General features: G+C 69.6%; 15 protein-coding genes. 7 read left to right on the top strand and 8 right to left on the bottom strand.

What is annotated here, in order from left to right; translation table 11 throughout:
* Positions 1 to 155: 155 nt before the first annotated feature.
* The 6 genes from LTA6_RS04445 to LTA6_RS04420 are packed head-to-tail and all read left to right on the top strand — an operon-like array spanning position 156 to position 8,021.
* Positions 156 to 1,616 (top strand): pyridoxal phosphate-dependent decarboxylase family protein, encoded by a 1,461-nt coding sequence (locus LTA6_RS04445; protein WP_407358724.1) that lies wholly within the window; start codon positions 156 to 158, stop codon positions 1,614 to 1,616.
* On the top strand, positions 1,613 to 2,956 hold the full coding sequence (locus tag LTA6_RS04440) for a lysine N(6)-hydroxylase/L-ornithine N(5)-oxygenase family protein (RefSeq protein WP_407358723.1): 1,344 nt from the start codon (positions 1,613 to 1,615) through the stop codon (positions 2,954 to 2,956). The genes LTA6_RS04445 and LTA6_RS04440 overlap by 4 nt, the downstream gene beginning before the upstream one ends.
* Positions 2,953 to 3,543 (top strand): GNAT family N-acetyltransferase, encoded by a 591-nt coding sequence (locus tag LTA6_RS04435; RefSeq protein ID WP_407358722.1) that lies wholly within the window; start codon positions 2,953 to 2,955, stop codon positions 3,541 to 3,543. Before LTA6_RS04440 ends, LTA6_RS04435 begins: the two co-directional genes overlap by 4 nt.
* On the top strand, positions 3,540 to 5,321 hold the full coding sequence (locus LTA6_RS04430; protein ID WP_407358721.1) for an IucA/IucC family protein: 1,782 nt from the start codon (positions 3,540 to 3,542) through the stop codon (positions 5,319 to 5,321). The genes LTA6_RS04435 and LTA6_RS04430 overlap by 4 nt, the downstream gene beginning before the upstream one ends.
* A gap of 4 nt (positions 5,322 to 5,325) precedes the next feature.
* Positions 5,326 to 7,422 carry a penicillin acylase family protein gene (locus tag LTA6_RS04425; RefSeq protein WP_407358720.1) on the top strand — a complete coding sequence of 699 codons (2,097 nt, stop codon included), beginning with the start codon at positions 5,326 to 5,328 and terminating at the stop codon, positions 7,420 to 7,422.
* Complete coding sequence (locus LTA6_RS04420; protein WP_407358719.1) at positions 7,419 to 8,021, top strand: GNAT family N-acetyltransferase; 603 nt, start codon at positions 7,419 to 7,421, stop codon at positions 8,019 to 8,021. The genes LTA6_RS04425 and LTA6_RS04420 overlap by 4 nt, the downstream gene beginning before the upstream one ends.
* A gap of 39 nt (positions 8,022 to 8,060) precedes the next feature.
* Here the strand turns inward: LTA6_RS04420 and LTA6_RS04415 are convergent, their stop codons facing one another.
* The gene (locus LTA6_RS04415; RefSeq protein ID WP_407358718.1) at positions 8,061 to 8,510 is read right to left on the bottom strand and encodes a MarR family winged helix-turn-helix transcriptional regulator; all 450 of its coding nucleotides are present in this window, start codon (positions 8,508 to 8,510) and stop codon (positions 8,061 to 8,063) included.
* Between the two features lie 85 nt (positions 8,511 to 8,595).
* On the opposite strand from LTA6_RS04415, the gene LTA6_RS04410 reads away from it, so the two are divergent.
* Complete coding sequence (locus tag LTA6_RS04410; RefSeq protein ID WP_407358717.1) at positions 8,596 to 9,057, top strand: SgcJ/EcaC family oxidoreductase; 462 nt, start codon at positions 8,596 to 8,598, stop codon at positions 9,055 to 9,057.
* Between the two features lie 7 nt (positions 9,058 to 9,064).
* On the opposite strand, the gene LTA6_RS04405 is transcribed toward LTA6_RS04410, so the two are convergent.
* From LTA6_RS04405 to amiA, 7 genes are all read right to left on the bottom strand, one after another.
* Positions 9,065 to 10,786, bottom strand: a complete 1,722-nt coding sequence (locus LTA6_RS04405; RefSeq protein WP_407358716.1) for an ABC transporter ATP-binding protein — start codon at positions 10,784 to 10,786, stop codon at positions 9,065 to 9,067.
* Positions 10,783 to 12,447 carry an ATP-binding cassette domain-containing protein gene (locus tag LTA6_RS04400; RefSeq protein ID WP_407358715.1) on the bottom strand — a complete coding sequence of 555 codons (1,665 nt, stop codon included), beginning with the start codon at positions 12,445 to 12,447 and terminating at the stop codon, positions 10,783 to 10,785. Before LTA6_RS04400 ends, LTA6_RS04405 begins: the two co-directional genes overlap by 4 nt.
* The gene (locus LTA6_RS04395; RefSeq protein WP_341976328.1) at positions 12,444 to 13,478 is read right to left on the bottom strand and encodes a hypothetical protein; all 1,035 of its coding nucleotides are present in this window, start codon (positions 13,476 to 13,478) and stop codon (positions 12,444 to 12,446) included. Before LTA6_RS04395 ends, LTA6_RS04400 begins: the two co-directional genes overlap by 4 nt.
* A gap of 7 nt (positions 13,479 to 13,485) precedes the next feature.
* A complete protein-coding gene (locus tag LTA6_RS04390) occupies positions 13,486 to 14,883 on the bottom strand; it encodes a YcaO-like family protein (RefSeq protein WP_341976327.1) in 1,398 nt (465 codons plus the stop codon).
* Entirely contained in the window at positions 14,883 to 15,860 is a 978-nt protein-coding gene (locus LTA6_RS04385) for a CocE/NonD family hydrolase (protein ID WP_341976326.1), read from the bottom strand. The genes LTA6_RS04390 and LTA6_RS04385 overlap by 1 nt, the downstream gene beginning before the upstream one ends.
* Positions 15,857 to 16,666: a hypothetical protein gene (locus LTA6_RS04380; RefSeq protein ID WP_341976325.1), complete on the bottom strand. Its 810-nt coding sequence runs from the start codon at positions 16,664 to 16,666 to the stop codon at positions 15,857 to 15,859. Before LTA6_RS04380 ends, LTA6_RS04385 begins: the two co-directional genes overlap by 4 nt.
* Positions 16,667 to 16,751: 85 nt before the next feature.
* Complete coding sequence (amiA, locus tag LTA6_RS04375; RefSeq protein WP_341976324.1) at positions 16,752 to 16,850, bottom strand: streptamidine family RiPP; 99 nt, start codon at positions 16,848 to 16,850, stop codon at positions 16,752 to 16,754.
* Positions 16,851 to 16,910 lie beyond the last annotated feature (60 nt).

Here is a 16,910-nt window from a genome sequence, read left to right as displayed (position 1 = left end):
AACGCGTTGTTCTGGCGTGGGCGGTCAGATCGACCCGTTTCGTCTCGCGGAGACCCGCGTAACGACCGGGAGGGCACTGAAACATGACGCTCGGTTTCGCGCCGGAACTTCTCGCTATGTAGGGTAGGCATACCTAACTTGAGGAGTCTGGTTGAATGTCTGAGCTGCTGACCGCGTCCACGACGGATGACTATCGCTCGTTGGTCGATGAGAGCTCTGCTCGGGTCGCCGTGCGCTTCGCCGAGGTGACCCAACCTTCGTCCGGCGCATCGCGCGCCGAGCTGCAGCGGCTCGTCGACGGCGTCGATCTCGCCGGATCGGGCGTCGGCGGGTCGGCGGCCATCCGCGAGATCGACGAGCTCTTCCTCGCCAACGCCGTGTGGTTCCACCACCCGGGATACGCCGCGCATCTCAACTGCCCGGTCGTGATTCCCGCTGTCGCCGCGGAGAGCATCCTCGCCGCGGTGAACACCTCGGTCGACACCTATGACCAGTCCACGGTGGGCACCCTGATGGAGCGCCGGCTCATCGAGACGGCGACCGGATGGGTCGGATTCGGCTCGGGCGACGGTGTCTTCACCTCCGGGGGCACGCAGTCGAACTTCCACGCCCTGTTCCTCGCCAGGGAGGCGGCCGTGCCGACGATCGAGGAGCCGCGATCGATCGCGCTCTCGCGCATGGTCGTGTTCGCGACGGCGTCGAGTCACTTCAGCGTGGGGAAGTCGGCGCTGCTGCTCGGCCTCGCCGACGACGCGGTCATCGAGGTCGCCGACGACGGCGAGGGGCGGATGCTGCCCTCCGCACTCGACGCGGCGCTCGACGCGGCCGCCGCAGAAGGGCGCGTGCCGATGGCGGTCGTCGCCACCGGCGGCACGACCGACCGCGGCGTGATCGACCCGATCATGCGGATCGCAGACGTGTGCGACGCGCATGGCGTCTGGCTGCACGTCGATGCCGCCTACGGGTGCGGGCTCCTGGTGTCGCGCCGTCGCCGGCACCTGCTGACGGGCATCGAGCGGGCGAGGTCGGTGACGGTCGACTTCCACAAGAGCTTCTTCCAGCCGGTCTCGTCGAGCGCGATCCTGGTGCGCGAGCGCCGCGACCTCGCGGCCGGAGCGTGGCACGCCGACTACCTCAACCCGCTCGAGAACGACGAGCCGAACCAGGTCGACAAGTCGCTGCAGACGACTCGTCGCTTCGACGCTCTGAAGCTGTGGGTCTCGCTGCGGGCGATCGGAGCCGACCGCATCGGTGAGATGTTCGACGCCGTGATCGACCTGGCCGTCGAGGTCGGCGACGTCGTCGACGACGACCCGGAACTCGAACTCGTCGGCCGCACCCAGCTCAGCACCGTGCTGTTCCGTGTGCGTCCGGACGGCGCCTCTCCCGCGGAGCAGGACGCGCTCGTCGCCGGGGTGCGCCGCGTGCTCTTCGAGTCGGGTCGCGCACTCGTCGCGAAGACGGTCATCGCGGGGCGGCCGTGCCTCAAGCTCACGCTGCTCAACCCCGAGACGACGCTCGATGACGTGCGCGAGATTCTCGCGATGGTGAAGGGTGCCGCCTCGACGCTGGCCAGCATCGATGACGAACTCGAACTGGTCGGGGTCGACGCATGAGCGGCCACGTGCACGACAGCGGCCACATCCACGACCTCGTCGGCGTCGGAATCGGGCCGTTCAATCTGGGGCTCGCGTGCCTCGCGCATCCGACCGGGCTCGATGCGGTGTTCCTCGATCGCGAAGACGGATTCCGTTGGCACCACGGCATGATGATCGAGGGCGCGACCATCCAGGTGCCGTTCCTCGCCGATCTCGTGACGATGGCCGATCCGACCTCGGAGTTCTCGTTCCTCAGCTGGCTGAAGCACACCGGCCGGCTCTACCCCTTCTACATCCGGGAGAGCTTCTACGCGCTGCGTGCCGAATACGACGCCTACTGCCGCTGGGCGGCGAGCCGGCTCCCCAACCTGCGGTGGAATCACGAAGTCGTCTCGATCGAACACGACGAAGCCGAAGGCGTGTACACGGTGCGGGCGATGCGCACCGACACCGGCGAGGAGCGCGAGATCCGCGCGCGTCATGTCGTCGTCGGCGTCGGCACCCGCCCGTCCGTGCCCCGCGAACTGCGCGACGTCGCCGGCCAGGCCGTGCACAGCTCGGAGTACATGGAGCGCCGTGACGAGCTGCGCGCGACGGATTCGATCACCGTCGTCGGCAGCGGGCAGTCGGCGGCGGAGATCTACCGCGACCTCCTCGACGGCGCCCGCGACGGCGGATACCGCCTCGACTGGATCACGCGATCGCCGCGGTTCTTCCCGATGGAGTACACCAAGCTCACTCTCGAGATGACCTCTCCCGAGTACACCGACCACTTCCATGCGCTTCCGATCGGCCAGCGCCAGCACCTCGGCCGCGAGCAGCGGAGCCTGTACAAGGGCATCTCCGCCGACCTCATCGACGACATCTACGACACCCTCTACCGGCTCAGCGCCGACGGCCCGGTGCGCACAACGCTGCTGACCGACACCGAGGTGACCTCGGCCGAGCGGGACGGCAGCACCTACCGGCTCGGACTGCGGCACGGGCAACTCGGCCAGGACCACGAGCGCGAGACCGCATCGCTGATCCTCGCCACCGGGTACGCCGCCGAGACGCCGCCGTTCCTTGCCGGCGTCGCCGACCGACTCGACTGGGATGCACTCGGCAGGCTCGACGTCGCCCGCGATTACAGCGTCGACGGCGGCCGTGGCCGGATCTTCGTGCAGAACGGCGAGGAGCACACCCACGGTCTGACCGCTCCGGACCTCGGCTTCGGGGCCTGGCGCAACTCGTCGATCCTCGCGTCGATCCTCGGCCGCGAGGTCTACCCCATCGAGCGCCGCATCGCATTCCAGGAGTTCGGGGTGCCGCAGGGCGCCGCGCGTGCGGAGCAGCCGGAGACGGAGGCGGTCCGATGACCATCGCCACCGGCCTCGCCATCGGGCTCATCGCCGCCGATCCGCAACGCGACGCGGCCGTGCTGCGGGCATGGCTCGCCGATCGGCACGCGGCGTTCTGGGGCATGGGCGACGTGGACACGGCCGGCGTCGTGGCCTATCTCGACGGCATCCTGGCGCATCCGGCACAGGACGCCTGGCTCGGCCTGGTCGACGGTATCCCCACCTTCTACGCCGAGACCTACGACCCGTCTCGCGTGCTGCTGACCGGCATCCACGACGCGATCCCCGGCGACCTCGGCATGCACGTGCTGATCTCACCGCCGATCGGCGAGCCCAGGCACGGACTCACCGACGCCGTCTTCGGCGCCGTGATGGCCTGGTGCTTCGAGGGACTCGGCGCGCAGCGGGTCGTCGTCGAACCCGATACGCGCAACGATCGCATCCGCACGAAGAACGTGCGTGCCGGCTTCACAGAGCTGCGCGAAGTCGCCGTCGACGATGGCGGCCACACCAAGACCGCGATGCTGTCGGTGTGCACGCGCGCCGCGTTCGCGGCATCCGAACTCGCTGAGACGCACGATCCCGTCCGAGGAGGACGCGCATGACCGCCCCCGCCACCCACCTGACCCCCGTCGCGCTCGAGCGCGCTCAGCGCCACCTCGTCGCCAAGGCGATCGCAGAGTTCAGCCACGAGCGACTCATCACCCCCGAGCCGCTCGCCGACGGAGGATGGCGCCTCGCGGTTCCGTCCGGCGACGCCGAGTACCGGTTCGACGCCGTTCGCACGGCGCTGGAGCACTGGATCATCGACGAGGACAGCATCCATCGCTTCGTCGACGGACGCACGGCGCCCCTCGATGCGCAGGCGCTCATCCTCGAACTGCAGCCGCTGCTCGGCCTGTCGGACGAGTTGTTGCCGCTCTACCTGGAGGAGATCGCCTCCACCCTGGCCGGGGCGATGTTCAAGATCGCGCAGGGCGGGCCGACCGCGGATGCTCTCGCTGACGCAGACTTCCAGACGATCGAGGCGGCGATGACCGAGGGGCATCCCGGGTTCGTCGCCAACAACGGACGCATCGGCTTCGGCGTCGCGGACCATGCCGCCTTCGCACCGGAGGCCGGCCGTCCCTTCCGTCTCGTCTGGGTGGCCGCTCGGCGATCGGCCTCGCATCTGGCGCTCGGCGCCGGGCTCGACGAGGAGACGCTGCTCGCCGGCGAACTGAACCCCGCCGAGCGCGAGCGCTTCGCCTCTCGACTCGCCGACGTCGGCGAGGATCCCGCCGACTTCCACCTGCTGCCGGTGCATCCGTGGCAGTGGGAGAACCGGGTGGCGATCACCTTCGCCCCCGACCTGGCTCGCCGCGATCTGGTGCTGATCGGCGAGAGCGACGACGAGTACCGCGCCCAGCAGTCGGTGCGGACGATGTTCAACGTCTCGCATCCGCAGCGGCACTACGTGAAGACCGCGCTGGCGGTGCAGAACATGGGGTTCCTCCGTGGCCTCTCGCCGGCCTACATGCGCGTCACGCCGGCGATCAACGACTGGGTCGCCGACCTCGTCGCGGGGGATGCGACGCTGCGCGACGCCGGGTTCCGCGTGCTGCGGGAACGCGCATCGATCGGGTACACGGGCGACGCGTACCACCGCACCCCTGAGCCGTCGGCGCACCGCAAGATGCTCGCGGCGCTCTGGCGGGAGAGCCCGATGCCGCTGATCACCGGATCCCAGCAGCTCGCCACGATGGCGTCGCTGCTGCACCGTGATCACGACGGTGCGTCGGTGTCCACGTCTCTCATCCGCGCATCCGGTCGCTCTGCCTCCGAGTGGGTGCGCGCCTACCTGCGGGCGTACCTGCGCCCGATCGTGCACTGCCTGCTCGCGCACGACCTCGCATTCATGCCCCACGGCGAGAACCTCATCCTCATCCTCGAGAACCATGTGCCGACCGGCGTCTTCATGAAGGACATCGGCGAGGAGATCGCCCTGCTCGCCGAGCGCGACGTTCCGGAGGACATCCGCCGCACCGTGTCGCCGGTCGACGATCAGGAGAAGGCGCTCGCGATCTTCACCGACGTCTTCGACGGCGTGCTGCGCCACCTCGCCGGCATCCTGCACATCGACGGGACGCTGCCCGAGACGGAGTTCTGGCGGATCGTGGCCGAGACCGTCGACGAGCACGCCGCTGAGCATCCCGGGCTGGACTCCCTCGTCGACCTGCGGGCGGATTCCTTCGCGCACTCGTGCCTCAACCGGCTCCAGCTGCGCAACACTCTGCGGATGGTCGACCTCGCGGACCAGTCGGCATCGCTGATGTACGCCGGCACCCTGGCGAACCCGATCGGGCGGGCACGGACCCCGCAGCTCGCGCCCGTGGGAAGCTGACGGGATGGCAGAGGTCTACCGCGATGAACTCGGCATCCCGCACATCCGCGCGACCGACCTGCGTGACCTCGCCGTCGCGCAGGGGGAGGTCACGGCTCGTGACCGCGGATGGCAGATCGAGGTCGATCGGCTGCGATCTTCGGGGCAGCTCTCCGAGCTCATCGGCGCGGCGGCCGTCCCGTGGGACGTCTTCGCGCGCCGGGCTCGGCTGGATGACACCGCGCGCCGCGCCTTCGACCGGCTCGACGGGGAGACGCGGCGGTTCATCGGCGACTACACGACGGGGGTTCGGCGCGGCATGGAGGCCGTCGGGCAGCATGCTGCCGAGTTCTGCGACCTGGATGAGGCGTTCGGCGACGCTCGCCCGCTGACACCGTGGAACGACCACGATCCGCTTGGGGTGCTGCACGTCGCGCACGTGCTGTTCTCGACATTCCCGACGGTGCTGTGGCGCGAGCACGTCGCCGCGGCTCTGGGCGATGACTGGGTCGATGTCTTCGCCGGCGATGCCGCCGACGAGACCACTCCCGCGTCGGGGAGCAACGCGTGGGCACTGCACGGTTCGCGCACGGAAAGCCGGATGCCGCTGCTCGCCGGCGACCCGCATCGGATCTTCGAGCTCCCCGGCGTCTATCAGCAGATCCGCCTCGCCTGCGACGAGTTCGACGTGATCGGCCTGGCTTTTCCCGGCGTGCCGGGCGTGCCGCACTTCGGCCACACCGGATCGGCGGCCTGGGGCATCACGAATGCGATCGCGCACAGCGTCGACATCTTCCAGGAGCGGATCCGCGTGCGCGGCGACGGGTACGAGGCGCTCGGGCCCGACGGCTGGGACGCGGTCGACGTGCAGCGATCCGTGGTCCGGGTGCGCGGCGGCGCCGACGTCGAGGTCGAGGCGCTGGAGACGGCGCGCGGATGCGTCGTCACCGACCTGCGCCCGCACGGTGACGAACTGCGGGCATGGAGCATCCGACACCCGGCTCGGACGAACGCCGACCTCGGAGTCGACGCGCTGCTTCCGCTGTTGCGCGCCCGCACTGCGGGCGACGTGGTTGCCGCGTTCGCGTCGTGGGTCGATCCCGTCAACCGCCTCCTCGCCGCCGACCGTGAGGGGACGGTGCTGTCGGCGACGGTGGGCACCGTGCCGCAGCGGGGGAGGAATGAGCGTCGTCTGGCACTGGATGCGGTGGTCGCCGCATCCGCTCCCGACCGGACGATGCCCGCTGCCGTCGCGGTCACCGATGTCACCGTCGACGCCAACGAACGTCCGTCGGCCGAGCAGATCGACCTGGGCTGGGCGTATCCCTCTGCGCATCGCGCCGAGCGGATCACGCTGCTGCTCGACGCGGTGCGTCCGCGCCGAGCGACCGAGTTCCCCGAGATCTGGGGCGACACCGTGAGCGGTTCGTGGTCGGCGCTGCGTACCTTCCTGCCTGCGGGAGAGTTCGCGGCACCGGTCGCTGCGGCTCGCGATCTGCTCGCCGGCTGGGACGGGCGCATGGACGCCGGATCCCTCGCTGCCGGGATCTTCGCCGCCTGGCGCAGCGCGCTGGTGCAGGCGGTCGCGGCGCATCCGGCTCTCGCCCCGCTGCACGCAGCGCACGGGTTCGGGGCGGTCTTCGATCCCTGGTTGCGCATCGAGGGGCAGGTGGCCGCGGCGCTTCCGCGACTGCTGCGCCACCCGCTGCTGCAGGCGGATGCCGAGGAGCTGGCCGCGGCCGCACTGACCCGAGCAGCATCGGCATCCGCGTGGGGTGCCAGGCATCGGATGCTCCCCCTGCACGTCCTTGCGGACGTCCCCGGTGTGACGTCGTCGGGGCCATCCTTCGATGCCGAACTCTCCGGAGACGGAGACGCCGTGCGATGCACCGGCTCGACGCCCGGCCTCACCGACCGCAGTTGGCGCGGATCCGTCGCCCGGTGGGCGTGGGACCTCGCCGACCGCGACGCGAGCCTCTGGAGTGTGCCCTTCGGCGCCTCCGGAGCCCCCGACTCACCGCACTTCAGCGACCAGTTCGATCCCTGGGTCGGCGTCCGCCCGACGCGGGTCGTCACCGACTGGAGCATCCTCCGACTCGATCGATCAACGGGAGCAGCATGACCGCCACACGAAGCGCCCGGCTGGCGTCCGGCCCGGCCGGCACCACCGTCTACACCACGGATTCCCCGGTGCTGGGGAGCATCACCTTCACGGTGCTCGACCCGGTGGCCGATCTCGACGTGATCCACGAATGGGTGACTCGCCCCGATTCCCGGTTCTGGGGTCTGGCCGAGCTGTCCCGCGAGGACCTGCGTGATCTGTACCTCTTCGTCGACGGGCTGCCCAGTCACCACGCGTTCCTCGTGCGGCGTGATGGGGTGCCGATCGTGCTGCTCCAGACCTACGAGCCCGAGCACGACCCGCTCGGCGAGGTCTACGACGTGCAACCCGGTGACGCGGGCATCCACTTCCTCCTCGGTGGTCGAGGGGAGCGGGTTCCCGGTTACACCGCGCGGGTCGGGGGCGTGATCGCCGAGTTCCTGTTCGCGCGTCCCGAGGTCGATCGCATCGTGGTCGAACCCGACATCCGCAACGAGCGCGCCGTCGACAGGATCCGGAGATCAGGATTCACCTTCGGCCCAGAGGTCGAGCTTCCCGATAAGACCGGCCAGCTGGCGTTCCTGACCCGCGAGCAGTGGGAGCGGATGCGGTCGGCCTGAGGGGCTTCGTCTCGCGGAGAACCCTGGTGGGTGCCGGCGTCAGCGTCCCAATCCATCCAGCCCCGCACGGTACGCCTCGGCCGCTCCGGTGAAGTAGCGCGCCAGGGCTCCGAGCTCGCTCTTGGTCATGCCGCCGATGATCTCGCCGATGGGATCGCGCACGTCGGCGAGGATGGCGTCGAGTCGTTCTGGCGTCTTTCCCGTGTGAGTTACGAGCACTCGGCGCCGGTCTGCGGGGTCGGCGACGCGCCTCGCGAATCCGCCGGCGATCAGACGGTCGATGAGTCGAGTCGTGGCTCCGGTGCTGAGTCCGAGTCGGCGCGCGAGCTCGCCGCTGGTGACGGGGCCGTCCAGATCGAGGATGCTGTTCGCCTGGTAGTCACTGCCGGTGAGCCCTACCTCATCCGCGGCTGCGAGGTGGAACAGCACCACGGAGGCGAGGTAGCGGCGGTAGGTCGCGCTGAGCTGCGCGGCGTCGTTCTCGGTCATGCGGTCTCCTCATGTGGTCTTGACGAATAGCTGCATCCATGCAACTATTGCGTCAATACAAATAAGATTACCAGGAAGGATTGTCATGCGCGACAACGCACTGACCCGATCCATGACGACGAACGATGCGCAAGAGATCGATGCATTCCTCGCAGAGATGCGCGACGCGTGGGCGAGCGGCGACGCCGACCGGTACGCGTCGATGTTCACCGAGGACGCCGTGTACGTCATTTTCGTCGGCATCGCCTCCCTCGGTCGAAAGGCGATCGCTCGAGATCACGAGCCGGTGCTGACGAAGTGGCAGCGCGGCAGTCAGATGTCGATGCGAGTCCTCGATCGGCGTCTGATCGCGCACGACGTCGCCGTGGTGCTGACGGAAGGTGGAATCGGAACACGAGCTCGCATCCCGCACGACAAGATGCAGACCTTCACGCTGGTGCGGACGGCCGACGGTTGGCGATGCGCCGCATTCCAGAACACGAAGAAGAACAGGCTATTCATCCGCATGAACGAGCGCGCGATGCACCGGAGTCGCTCGGCCGCGTGACTCTGAGTCATTCGATGAGATCGTGCAGAACCGCGGTTTTCAGTTCGCCAGGGATGTAGGGCGAGGCTGCTTCGGGCGCGATGCGGATCACGCGATCGAGGCGTTCGAGTGTCTCCCGGCGATGCGAGGCGGCGACCACCGTGCCGTCGAAGCCCGCGAGCACGTCGGAGATGTGGCGCTCGGTCGCCGGGTCGAGACTCGCGGTGATCTCGTCGACGATGAGCACCCGCGGCTCCCGCACGAGGGCGCGGGCCAGCGCCAGCCGGGCCCGTTGACCTCCTGAGAGTCGGACGCCGTGTTCGCCGATCTGATCATCGAGCGTGATCCAGGTGTCGGCGCCGACACGCTTGAGCACAGCGTGGAGGGCGCCATCGTCACGAGGCGATGCTCCGCGCAGGAGGTTCTCACGCACGGTGCCATGGAACAGGCGGGCATCCTGCTCGACCACGGCGACCGCGGTGCGGAGGTCTTCTTCCGCGATGGCATCGAGTGGGTAGACCCTGCCTGCGTCGTCCACCAGCGCGATGGTGCCGTGCTCCGGATCCCAGAGCCGCGCGGCCAACGCGATGACCGTGCTCTTACCGGCGCCGGATGCTCCGGCGAGGCCGACGTGCTCCCGCGGCGCGATCTCCATCGACCATCTGTGCAGCGCCCGAGTCTGATCGTCGTACGAGAACGAGACGTCGTCGAAGCGAACGCCGAGCGGGCCTTGGGGGAGGTCGATCGGATCGGCGACATCGGCCACCACCGCCGGGCGAGAGATCGCCGCGCCGACGCGCCGTGCGCTCGCCGCGAGGGGATGGAGTTCCGTGACGGTGTGGCTGGCCTCAGCGATCGCGGCCACCCCGGCGACGGACAGCGTGACGAGGGCGGGAAGCAGCGCGGCCACCCCGCCTCCCTGCGCTCCGATCCCGCCGGGACCGGACGTGACGAGTGCGAGCAGGATGATGCTGATGACGACCGCGGTCAGGATGAGCTCGCGCGTGCCGTTGACGGCTTCGGCGATCAGAGCGCGCCGTCGTGAGGTGCGCGCCGCGCGCCGGGTGCCGTCCACGGCTTCCCGTACGATCCTGTCCTGCAGTCCGTACGCGAGGATCTCCCGCATCGCACCGAGAGCGTCGACGAGCTTCTCCGACTGGTCCTCGCGCTCCCGCTGCTCCTGCGCACCGATCCGTCGCGCGGGCGCAGCCCCGAGAAGCGCAGTGAGGGCGACGACGGCGCCACCGAAGAGCACGACCAGGGCGGCCGCCGGCATGATCACCGCCGCTCCGATCAGGGACAGCAGGAAGAGAGTGACGGATGCGCCGATCTGCGCAAGCGTGTGCGCATAGAAGAACTCGAGCTTCTCGATATCGGTCATCACCACGGCGGCCGCACGGCCGGAGTGCTCCCGCCTGCGACCGGGAACACTGCGCGAGTAGGCGTCGAAGAGGGTGACCCGCAGGCGTGCGAGCACCCGGTAGGCGAGCGCGTGGGAGACATCCATCTCCCGCCAGGTGAGGACCGCGCGCAACAGCACGAGGGCCGAAAGGCTGACCCACCACGCGGCGGGCGGCCAATCGCCGTGCACGACCGCGCGTCCGACGCCGAGTGCGGCGAGCACCGCGATCGCGGTCAGTGCGAGGGTGCTCGTCGTGCCGATCAGGTAGCTCCAGATGATCCCCCGCCACTCCGGTCTCAGCGGCGGGAGCAGGCGTGCGAACACGGTCGCGGTCGTGGCCTCGGTCATGATGCCGCCTTCACGAGGACGCCCTGATCGAGAAGTCGCACGTCGGTCACGCGCTCCAGCGCCTCTGGCCGGTGGCTGATCATGATGACGATGCGCTCCGCAGCGACCCGTTCCAGGGTGTCGGCGACGGTCAGCGCGCTGCGGTCATCGAGCGCGCTCGTCGGTTCATCGACGAGCAGCACCGGCCGGCGCGCGAGAAGCGCACGGGCGAGGGCGAGCCGTTGACGCTGCCCGCCCGACAAGCTCGTGCCGGCTTCGCTCACGGCCGCGTCGAATCCGCCCGGAATCGCTCGGATCTCGTCCAAGATGCCTGCGGCTGCGCACGCGGCTTCGACATCGAGGTCGTCGGCTCCGAAGAGGTCGACGTTGTCGCGGATCGTGCCGGCGAAGAGCACGGGGCACTGCGACACGACGGCGATGTCGGCGGCGCGGAGGGCGCGACCGTCGATCTCGATCGTGCCCGCTGTCGGCGTGAGGAACCCGAGGAGGATGTCGAACAGCGTCGACTTTCCGGATCCGGATGCCCCGACGATCGCGTGCACGGTGCCCTTCTCCGCGCGGAGATCGACACCACGGAGGACGTCTTCAGACGCACCGGGGTATCGATAGGTGAGGCCCGAGACCCGCAACACCTCGCCGCCGGCAGAAGGGATCGAGGCGTCGCGGATCGCCTCGGTACCGGCTGCGATGCCTGCCTCGGGACCGGCTTCGGGAATGCGGAAGGCACCGAGCGCGGCGAGACCCGGCACCGCGGTCAAGCCGAGGAACCCGGCATGCCAGTGCCGCGAGAGCTCACGCACGGGGCGGAACACCTCGGACGAGAGGAGCAGAATCGCGTACACCTCGACGCGCGGCGGCGCGCCCGTCACGACATCGATGACGGCGATGAAGGCGGCCGAGACGTATCCCGCCTGGACGGCGAAGTCGGTCACGGCGGTCTCGGCCAAAGACGAACGCATCACGCGCTCCGTCGCGCGGCGCAGCGCCTCCGACCTCGAGTGCAGCAGCGCCCGGGTTCCGGCGACATCGCCCAGCACCCGCAGCGTCGCCATGCCCCGGAGCGATTCCAGCATGTCGCCGCTGAGCGCCTCGTAACTGTCCCAGTGCTCGAAGCCGCGCCGCGCGAGCATCCGCTTCCATGCCAGGGGGCCGACGATTGCCAGGAGCACTCCCACCCCCACGCAGAGCGCGGCGACTTGTGAGATCGACCCCAGCAGAACGACGGCGACAAGACTGCCGACGGCGAGTTGCATGACGGCGGGGATGTACCTCGAGACGTAGGCGTCGGTGCCGTCGATCCCATCTCCGAGCGTCGCCTGCACTGAGCCATCACGCAGCGAAGCATCGTGCAGGCGCGCGGGGTCGAGCGCGGCGGTGACGGCTCGCCGGCGCAGCCCCTCGCGCACTCTCCCGCCGAGCGCGGCGGCGGCACTCGCCTGAGCGAGCGACAGCAGGACTCGCGACACTCCGATGCCGAGGATCGCACCGATTCCGACAAGAGCATCGGTCATATCGCCGTCGACGAATGCGGCCAGCGACCAGGCGAGCGCCCAAGCCTGCAGCAGGTGAGTGCCGAAGACGAGCAGGAGCAGGACGACGCTCATCGTGAGCTCACGCGGGAAGGCGCGGGCTTCTCGCCACAGTTCGGGCACGATCATCATGGGTGGCCTCCGGAGGTCGGGATGGTGGCGAGGGCGTGCAGGATCCAGCGATCGCGAACGGGGGTGAATCCTGAGACAGGACGGGTGCGGAGAGTCCCGGAGAGCGCGGCCGTGTAGCACTGGCCGGCGGCGGAGAGGTGGGCGCTCCACAGGGCGGTCCCGATCTCTGATGTCGACGCGGTGCGCGGGATCGACCACGACCGCACCGAAGATGCGCCCCGCACCCATGTCTGGCCGGATGCTCGTGCCACAGTCTCGACAGCAGCGGGTGGCGGTGCGAGCTCGGCGCGCTCGAGGAACTCAATGAGAGAGGGGGAACGGCGCGCCCGCAGCGCCCGCACACGCTCCGGATGCACCTCGGGCTCACCACTGAGCTCCACGGCCGCGAGCGGAATCTCCGGAACGAGCCCGCGGCGCATCCAGGCCTCGGTATCGGCGGCAGGAGGCACACCGAGAAGGGCGCGCAGGCGCGTGGATGGACCGAAGTGTTCGGCGCCGGCCCGACCGGTCCGCAGAAATCTCACCGCCGCGACGGCGTAGGCGACATCAGCGATCCACAGCGGCCAGGCGCGGTGACGGTAGCGGCCGAAGGTGCGCCCTGGCAGCACGGTGAACACCAGATGATCGTTCGCATTCGTGTCCGTGCCGACCGGCCACCCGGCCGCGAGATCGCGCGCCGCGTCTCGTCGCCACAGCGTGACGCTCTCCGTGTCGAAGATGCGCCGCGTGCCATCGGCCGAAACGATGTGGGTCTGCACGCCGTAGCAGGCGCCGGCCGACGGTACCGGGCGCCGACGAATCTTCGTGGGTGTTCCGTCGGTGTTCCGATGGAGCTCACCGGCACGCCAGAGCGCCGGGAGCAAACCTCCGAGTGGTCCGTGAACCTGCTCCTGCACGGCGCCGGCCGCAGCCCAGGCGTTCATGCGCGGGCCAGGAGGCAGCGCCGTTCCGGGGACGGCGCCGGAGAACGCCGCGTCGAGCGGCGGGGGCAGGTGATCGCCGTTCATCGTTCCGTGTGGAGAGATGTGCATCGGGCGCTCACATGTGGGGAGGGGGAACGAGCGTGAAATCGTCGGGCCCTCCGGTCCACGACGAGCGCCAGCCGCGCTCTTCCGCGGCCTCGCGGAACCGCGGCATCCCCAGGTAGGAGAACGCGGCAGGAGCATTGGGGACGAGCCCGGTGATGAAGGTGCGCACGACGCGCAGAGCGGTCCGACGCACATCCGAGGTGGTGAGGTCACGGGTCAGGACTCGATGGCCACGAAGTCGAAGCCGCTCGTAGACGTCGGCCATCGTCGCCGGTCGCAGAGCAGTCAGTGGACGGATGCCGAGACTCGGCGATCGGAATCGGCGCGCCTCCTGATGGGTCGCCGGGTCGAGCCAGACCTGCACGTGCGCGCCCAGATCGATGACCTTCTCGAACTGCGGCCCGGCGGCTGCGGCGTAGTCGGCGTCCGGTCGGAAGTCGAGGGTGAGTCCCTTCGCCATCAGACCCTCGGCGACCGCGCGGAAGACCCAGCCGTCGGCGCTCGTGCATCCCTGTGTGTAGATCCAGGTGTGCACCGCTTCCAGCACGGCCTTGCGGGCCGCCCGCTCGGGATCGAGAGCCGACGAGAACCCCGCAGCGTAGATTCCTCTCTTCTCGTCGTAGACCAACGCGGCGACGGCCGGCGCGAACTCGGAGGGCATCGCCACCAGCCACACCTGCAGGTCACTTCCGCGGAGGTCGTCCACGAGACCGGGAACGGTCGCCGGATCGATGCCGAACGTGGGGCCGTCCAGGTGCCACCACACTTCGAGGGCGTCGCGTTCGATGATCTCGAGCACACCCCGGTCGCGTGCATCGTCGACCCCCGCCCCGGTGGCGATGCCGGCGTAGTTGAGATGGTGCGTGCGCGGGAGCGAACGGAACCTCGACTGCCGCCAGTTCAGGTACACGAGGGATGCCGGGAGCCACAGGGGCTCGCCATCGAGATCCACGCACCGGGACCAGAGCGTCGGTGTATCCGCCCGCAGGGGCTCATAAGGAAACCTCGGTCGCGCGAGCTGCCAGGACGAGAACCGGGGGAGATCTTCGGCTGTCGCGCAGGGCAGACCGTCGGCGGTCAGGTCGGCCGAGGTGCCCACGCGCAGCTCCGTCGGGGGGAGGTCGGCGGGAAGCCAGTTTCCGCAGTACCGCTCGACGCCTTCGCCGATGGCGGCGATGCGCGCCTGGGCGACATCGCCGAATGATGTGCCGAGCGAGACCCGGTCGGCCGGCCATTCACCCAGGCGCCGCGCATCCGACACCGACGCGGTCAACGCGAGATAGGCGTGCGGGGCGCCCTCGGGGTGCTCCACGGCGCGCACCGAACGGATGATTCCGCATTCGGCGTCGACGAGCGACTCTGCAGACAGCAGCGCTGTCGGTGGCGGTGGTGCGTCAATGCGCGGCATCATGGTGTCCTTTCGTGGCGCCAGTCGCCGAGATCGGTGTCGAACACCGAACGCGATCGTCGACTGTCGGGGAGATCGATGACGGCATCCGCGATGTCGCCGGCGACGAGTCCGTTCTTCGCCAGCCACGCGTCGAGAACACCGCCGAGCCCGCCGGCCGCCTTCAGCCGAGCGCGGAGCGTTTCGTCGGTGATGCCGGCGCTCAGGCGATGCCCCCATGGCCCATCGACGACGTGCACCGGTCCTTGCCATGCACTCGCCAGGAGCCCGGCATCCGAGAAGAAGAAGTCGTCGTCACCGCGGACCAGCATCAGAGGAACAGAGACAGAGCCGTATTCGTGGCGCAGATCGAGGCGCGAGGCCGACCAGAGTCGCCGCCATCCGGCGAGAGTGCCGTCGGGCCAGCCCCATTCCTCGGCGGCCTTCTGCGCGCCGATCGTGGCCGCGCGTTCGACCCGGTCGGCGAGTTCGGCGGCGGAGAGTGCGGGCAGGGAGCGCGGTCCGCGCGCATGCTGATGCCACCAGCCGATGCGGTGCCAGAGCTGCGGCTCGCCCTGCTCGTCCCACGCGGTCTCGGCGAGGCCGAGCGCCGGGACCTGGAGCGCGAGGGCCTGGGCGTGCCCGGAGTGCGCTGCTTCGAGGGCGGTGTGCGCGGCGTACGATCCGCCCGAGAAGACGAGGGGGAGCCCGGGGTTCTCGGCGGCGACAGCATCCGCCGTCGCGCAGCCGTCGCGTCGTTCGGTGAGGTAGGGGTTCCACGAGCCGTCGGAGGAATGCCGGCCGCGGACGTCCTGGATGATGCAGCGGAAACCTCGACGAGTCCAGGCGAGCGCCGCCTCGGCATGGCGCCAGGCGCCGTAGGGCGTCCGGATGAGGACGACGCCGCGGATCGAGGGCGGATCCCAGCGCCACCCGCGCAGCGTTGTGCCGTCCTCGGCCAGGCAATGGTGGGGGTGCGCGCCCCGGGGCGGCGTCACGCCAGGACCGATCGGGGTGCTTCGGGGTAAGCGACGACGGTGTGCTCGGTCACGGTCCCGGTCGCCGGGACGAGCTTCCACAGGGTGCGGCGGAACGGTTCGAGGGCATCACTGCCCTGCGCCCAGGCAAGCAGGATCTGCAAGACCCGGGCGACGGCGAGAGCTGAGGCTGCGGCGTCGATGGGCGTGCCGGCGTCGGCGACGTTGCGCTGCCAGGCATCGACCTCGTCCGGAACGAGGCTCGCGGCGACCCGCCGTCGAGAGACCTGCTCCGACGTGGCGTCGCCTGCTGTCATGGCGAGGGGGTCGATGAGCACGCACTCTCCCTCGCGGTACACGCGGAGCCAGGCGACGCCGCGGCCGGGCAGCGCATCGAACCGCGTCCAGCGGGAGCGTTCGCCACCGTGGTCGGCGTAGGCGAGCACGAGAGTCGCATCGCGGGGTGGACCTTCGTCGGCTCCCAGTCGGGTCGTGCGGATGCCCCACGCGTCGAGCGCGATCGTCAGATCATCGAGGACTCGGCCTTCGCCGAGCAGGCAGACGGAGCGGCGATGCGGGGGCCACCTCGTGGCGTCGTCGGCGGCGTCTCGTGCACCGAGTTCCGCGGATAGGCGTTCGAGGTAGGCGCGCTGGAGCTCTCGAGCCCGCTCGGGCGCCCGGGTGAGAGCATCCTCAAGGCCTTCGGGCTGCGCGCTCAGAACGGCATAACGACCGGTGCGCATCCGGACGACGCTTCGACCGTCATCGCTCGCGATGAGGTGCGCCCCGTGGCCGGCGAGGGGGATGACCCGGCGTTCTCGACTCATTCGACTCTTCCTTAATAGCCCGGCCGGACGCGCGTGGCGCCCGGCCGGGGGTGGTCACGTCAGACGACGTGGGACAGCACGGTGATCAGTCGAAGGGGTTCTCGACCAGCGCGTTGGAGTGCGTCGCCGAGAGGTGGGCCAGCTGCTCGGTCTCTTCGATCTCGGAGAGGATCTGCTTGTCCATGAGTTGCTCCTTCTGTGGGGAATTCCGCTCGGCGGTCTCGCCGAGCGGGTTCACGAGGTG

Origin of the sequence: Microbacterium sp. LTA6, assembly GCF_045690355.1 — a bacterium.
Classification (GTDB): Bacteria; Actinomycetota; Actinomycetes; order Actinomycetales; family Microbacteriaceae; genus Microbacterium.
Note: the sequence above shows the minus strand (reverse complement) of the source record. Positions and strands in the feature narration are given on the sequence as shown.

Excerpts from the sequence above, each read along its gene's own strand:
- LTA6_RS04445 (WP_407358724.1), top strand. The coding sequence starts at position 156 with ATGTCTGAGCTGCTGACCGCGTCCACGACGGATGACTATCGCTCGTTG.
- LTA6_RS04440 (WP_407358723.1), top strand. The coding sequence starts at position 1,613 with ATGAGCGGCCACGTGCACGACAGCGGCCACATCCACGACCTCGTCGGC.
- LTA6_RS04435 (WP_407358722.1), top strand. The coding sequence starts at position 2,953 with ATGACCATCGCCACCGGCCTCGCCATCGGGCTCATCGCCGCCGATCCG.
- LTA6_RS04430 (WP_407358721.1), top strand. The coding sequence starts at position 3,540 with ATGACCGCCCCCGCCACCCACCTGACCCCCGTCGCGCTCGAGCGCGCT.
- LTA6_RS04425 (WP_407358720.1), top strand. The coding sequence starts at position 5,326 with ATGGCAGAGGTCTACCGCGATGAACTCGGCATCCCGCACATCCGCGCG.
- LTA6_RS04420 (WP_407358719.1), top strand. The coding sequence starts at position 7,419 with ATGACCGCCACACGAAGCGCCCGGCTGGCGTCCGGCCCGGCCGGCACC.
- LTA6_RS04415 (WP_407358718.1), bottom strand. The coding sequence starts at position 8,510 with ATGACCGAGAACGACGCCGCGCAGCTCAGCGCGACCTACCGCCGCTAC.
- LTA6_RS04410 (WP_407358717.1), top strand. The coding sequence starts at position 8,596 with ATGCGCGACAACGCACTGACCCGATCCATGACGACGAACGATGCGCAA.
- LTA6_RS04405 (WP_407358716.1), bottom strand. The coding sequence starts at position 10,786 with ATGACCGAGGCCACGACCGCGACCGTGTTCGCACGCCTGCTCCCGCCG.
- LTA6_RS04400 (WP_407358715.1), bottom strand. The coding sequence starts at position 12,447 with ATGATGATCGTGCCCGAACTGTGGCGAGAAGCCCGCGCCTTCCCGCGT.
- LTA6_RS04395 (WP_341976328.1), bottom strand. The coding sequence starts at position 13,478 with ATGCACATCTCTCCACACGGAACGATGAACGGCGATCACCTGCCCCCG.
- LTA6_RS04390 (WP_341976327.1), bottom strand. The coding sequence starts at position 14,883 with ATGCCGCGCATTGACGCACCACCGCCACCGACAGCGCTGCTGTCTGCA.
- LTA6_RS04380 (WP_341976325.1), bottom strand. The coding sequence starts at position 16,666 with ATGAGTCGAGAACGCCGGGTCATCCCCCTCGCCGGCCACGGGGCGCAC.
- amiA (WP_341976324.1), bottom strand. The coding sequence starts at position 16,850 with ATGGACAAGCAGATCCTCTCCGAGATCGAAGAGACCGAGCAGCTGGCC.